This is a genomic window from Mucilaginibacter sp. (assembly GCF_036383575.1).
Classification (GTDB): domain Bacteria; phylum Bacteroidota; class Bacteroidia; order Sphingobacteriales; family Sphingobacteriaceae; genus Mucilaginibacter.
Genome location: NZ_DASVOB010000572.1, coordinates 1 through 4397 on the forward strand (window position 1 = coordinate 1; position 4397 = coordinate 4397).

Consider the following 4397-nt stretch of genomic DNA (forward strand, 5'->3'; position numbering starts at 1 on the left):
GCTTTGGCCAGGTACATAGAAATTTGACGGGCCTGTACAATTTCGCGTTTGCGGGTTTGTGATTTTACCATCTCAATAGGCACTTCAAAATACTCACACACCAGGCTCTGGATATACTCCATCGAAATTTCTTTAGATGAGTTCTTCACAAAGTTTTTCAACATTTGTTTAGCCAGGTTCAGGTCAATCTCTTTACGGTTAAGGGTCGACTGCGCCAGTAATGATACCATAGCGCCTTCCAGCTCACGTACGTTATTATCGATGTTATGAGCAACGTATTCGATCACATCGTTAGATAACTCGATACCGTCCTGGTAAATTTTGTTTTTCAGGATAGCCATACGGGTTTCCAGGTCAGGGATCTGCAAATCGGCAGAAAGGCCCCATTTAAACCTCGAGAGAAGGCGTTCTTCCAAACCGGCCAGGTCCTTAGGCGCTTTATCTGATGTAATGATCAGCTGTTTGCCCGATTGGTGCAGGTGGTTAAAAATATGGAAGAAGAAATCCTGTGTTTTTTCTTTCCCGGCAAAGTTGTGCACATCGTCCATGATCAGCACATCAATGGCTTGGTAAAAGTTCACAAAATCATTGATGTTATTATGCTTTAAGGCATCAACAAATTGCTGTGTAAATTTCTCGCATGATACATATAGTACCAGCTTATCGGGCAGGGTGCGCTTAATTTCGTTACCGATGGCTTGTGCCAGGTGGGTTTTACCTAAACCTACACCTCCATAAATCATCAGCGGGTTAAACGAGGTACCTCCAGGTTTAGCTGCAACGGCATAACCTGCAGAACGGGCCAAACGGTTACAATCCCCCTCAACAAAGTTTTCGAAGGTGTAGTTACGGTTAAGCTGAGGATCTACATTCAACTTTTTAAGCCCGGGTATAACAAATGGATTTTTTATATCCTTGTTAATTGAAATAGGTATCGGCATACTCTGATGTTTTGAATCAGCGCCATTTCCGTTTGAAGGCATGTTAGTTGTGTATGGTTTACTTGATGATTGCTCAACAACTATATTATACTCTAAACGTCCTTCGTCCCCTAATTGTTTCTTAATTGTTTTGCGCAGTAACCCTACGTAGTGCTCTTCAAGCCACTCATAAAAGAATAAACTTGGTACTTGTATGGTTAATACGCTCCCTTCCATCCTCAAAGCTTTTATCGGCTCAAACCAGGTTTTAAAACTCTGGGCCGGTATGTTGTCTTTAATGATTTGAAGGCAGCTATTCCAGACGTTCGTACAAGTTTTTTCCATATAGATAATAGTAAAATATTGATTTCCAACCCCCAGCGAAACATCTTTTGGCCTTGCTACGGAACATCGAATATTGCCAAAAAAAGCTTATAAAAAAATTAAATTTTCACTTTTTTAACATTTGGCTTTTTATTAACAAATTCGATTTTTTGATGAAATTTTCGTATGGTTAGCATAATTTTCCATACAAAATCATAATCCAATTATTTTTTAATTATTTTTTTCTTTTTTTGAAATTTCAAGAAAAAGTATCATAAAATCGAGGGTTACAACCCTTAATTATACGCCAAAACCTGGGCAATTGTTGAGCCCTTTCAGCTGTTATTACAAACTAAAAAAGTAATGCACTGGTTTAGTGCTTTATAAAAATAAAAACCAAGTTTTTTTGATTTGTGGCACGTCATAAACACATGCACTAAGCCACCCCACGATGCTAATATTCCCCGAAAACGCCGCGTAATACGTCGGCAATTTCACCCAGAGTAGAGTAGCTTTCTACCGAAGTTACGATAAAAGGAATTAAGTTTTCAGTACCGGTGGCCGCTATTCTCAAAAGATGTAAACTTTTCTCAACAGTTTCTCTGTTGCGCGTGCTTTTTAGCTCCGCAATTTTCTCAGATTGCATTATCCTGATGGTATCTTCAACCCTGAAAACATTAATCGGGGCCTCCTCCTGCTGTGTAAACCGGTTAACACCTACAATCACTTTTTCGCCTGTTTCGATCTCCTGCTGATACTGGTAGGCCGAAGCCGCTATCTCCTGCTGGATGTAATCTTGCTCAATAGCTTTCACCGCACCGCCCATAGCGTCTATCGTATCTATATATAATTGAGCGGCGGCTTCTATCTCATCTGTCAGGGCCTCTATAAAGTATGAACCCGCCAGCGGGTCGACCGTATCGGTAACGCCGCTTTCAAACGCGATGATCTGCTGGGTGCGCAGGGCAATTTTGGCAGCAGCCTCGGTTGGTAACGACAATGCTTCATCATACCCGTTGGTATGCAACGATTGTGTGCCACCCAATACCGCGGCCATAGCCTGATTGCTTACCCTTATAATATTATTTAACGGTTGCTGTGCTGTTAATGTTGAGCCACCTGTTTGTGTATGAAAACGGAGCTTTTGAGCACTTGCATCAGTAGCCCCCAACTGTTTGGTAATATGTGCCCACATACGCCGGGCTGCCCTGAACTTGGCTATCTCCTCGAAAAAATTGCTATGACAATTAAAAAAGAAAGAAAGGCGCTTGGCAAATACATTAATATCAAGTCCCTTATCCAACGCGGCTTTTAAATAAGCTTTACCGTTGGCTAATGTAAATGCCAGTTCCTGTACCGCGGTTGAGCCGGCTTCGCGAATATGATAGCCTGATATAGAAATGGTGTTCCATTTGGGCACTTCTTTGCTGCAGTATTCAAACACATCGGTAATGAGCCGCATAGATGGTGCAGGCGGGTATATATAGGTGCCGCGGGCGGCGTACTCCTTTAATATATCGTTTTGTATGGTACCGGAGATCTGTTTAAGATCGGCCCCCTGTTTTTTGGCTAAGGCAATGTACATGGCCAGCAGGATCGGGGCGGTGGCATTGATGGTCATGGAGGTGGTGATATTCTTCAGCTCAATGCCGTCAAACAGTATCTCTATATCCTTTAACGAATCAATGGCCACTCCCACCTTACCTACCTCACCTTCGGCAAGGGCATGGTCAGAGTCATAACCTATTTGTGTCGGAAGATCAAACGCTACAGAAAGGCCATTTGTCCCCTGGCTTAATAAATAATGGTAACGCTTGTTTGATTCTTCGGCGGTTGAAAAACCGGCATACTGCCGCATGGTCCAGGGTTTGCCCCGGTACATATCTTTCTGGATGCCGCGGGTAAAAGGGAACTCGCCGGGCAATTCGTTCATATTTGAAGGTTCGGTATAAACCTCCTTAATTTCAATACCCGATGTAGTGGTGATCTTTTTATCCGCGGCCATAAGCTTAGTATAATTCTTCCATATCCTGCCTGATCAGGCCTAACGCCACATCATAAGGACTATCATCCAACTTGCTTAAATGCAGCAGGATCACTTTGCTTAACTCAAGCGCTGAGGTATCCGGCGGCAACGCCTTTACCGCATTATTGATCATATTAATGGTATCATCCTTAACCCTTTTTACCACATTCCAAACGCGGGCGCTTACATAAATTTGCTGGGTAATATTATGTTGAAACTCATTGCGCACCTCATTAATAATAATTGCCTGCAATTCAGCAGCAGTATCGGCCGATCCGTTTAAACGGATAAGCAAACTTGCCGGGTTAACCCTTTCAATGAATAATACAACCCTTTCATAGGCCTGCAAACGCAACGGCAGGGTTTGGTTACTGATGGTACGCTTTAACTCCAATAACTGGATACTTTCTGATTTATCAAGATATGGCTTGAAGAGGTAAAAAGCAATATACACAACGCCTAAGCCCGAAATAGTGTACTTTAAAATATCAAACAAAAAAAGCAGATTAGGCATGTTTATAAATGTTATACAGGGGTCATAAAATTATGACACTAACAAAAATCTGCATTTTACGTTATATTTGTGTAGAATAAATAAAAATAAGATGAGTATAGCTGTTGAAACCGCTCCGGTTACTTTTACGCCGGGCGCAGTAAAAGAACTTTTTAAATTAAAAGACCAGCAAGAAATAAGCGAGGACTTTGGTCTGCGTGTTGGTGTTGAGGGTGGTGGATGCTCAGGCATGAACTATATTTTAGGCTTCGATATGAAAAAGGATGGCGATCAGGAATACATTATTGATGACATCAAAGTATTCATGCATAAAGCCCACGGTTTATATCTTGCCGGCATGCAGATCGATTACCAGGATGGATTAAATGCACGTGGCTTTACTTTCAACAATCCTAATGCTGCCAGCACCTGCGGCTGCGGCTCTTCGTTCTCAGTTTAAGATAGCCTTGGTTAAAATATTAGAAGCCGCTTCATATTGTTATGAAGCGGCTTTTGTTGTATTAGCATAACCCTGTTTTGCATATCAGCCAGCTACTATCACAAAAATTAAGTCGTATAGCTCTGTAACAAATAGGCATAGTGCTTAGTCATACCAACAAGTTTTTTATATTTA

4 protein-coding genes are annotated in these 4397 nt (G+C 41.7%); 1 reads left to right on the top strand and 3 read right to left on the bottom strand.

From position 1 onward, the window contains the following. The 3 genes from dnaA to VF500_RS20515 form a co-directional block, all read right to left on the bottom strand. On the bottom strand, positions 1-1265 hold a 1265-nt coding region (dnaA, locus tag VF500_RS20505), incomplete at its 3' end, for a chromosomal replication initiator protein DnaA (protein ID WP_330861465.1). Between the two features lie 433 nt (positions 1266-1698). Then, on the bottom strand, positions 1699-3249 hold the full coding sequence (locus VF500_RS20510; protein ID WP_330861466.1) for an acyl-CoA mutase large subunit family protein: 1551 nt from the start codon (positions 3247-3249) through the stop codon (positions 1699-1701). Between the two features lie 4 nt (positions 3250-3253). After that, positions 3254-3784: a hypothetical protein gene (locus VF500_RS20515; protein WP_330861467.1), complete on the bottom strand. Its 531-nt coding sequence runs from the start codon at positions 3782-3784 to the stop codon at positions 3254-3256. Between the two features lie 91 nt (positions 3785-3875). Here VF500_RS20515 and VF500_RS20520 point away from each other — a divergent pair, with 91 nt between their 5' ends. After that, a complete protein-coding gene (locus tag VF500_RS20520; protein WP_330861468.1) occupies positions 3876-4223 on the top strand; it encodes an iron-sulfur cluster assembly accessory protein in 348 nt (115 codons plus the stop codon). The last annotated feature ends 174 nt before the right edge of the window (positions 4224-4397 follow it).

What these genes read in the sequence shown, in the direction of transcription:
- VF500_RS20515 (WP_330861467.1), bottom strand. Translation starts at nt 3,784, where the DNA reads ATGCCTAATCTGCTTTTTTTGTTTGATATTTTAAAGTACACTATTTCG.
- VF500_RS20520 (WP_330861468.1), top strand. Translation starts at nt 3,876, where the DNA reads ATGAGTATAGCTGTTGAAACCGCTCCGGTTACTTTTACGCCGGGCGCA.
- VF500_RS20510 (WP_330861466.1), bottom strand. Translation starts at nt 3,249, where the DNA reads ATGGCCGCGGATAAAAAGATCACCACTACATCGGGTATTGAAATTAAG.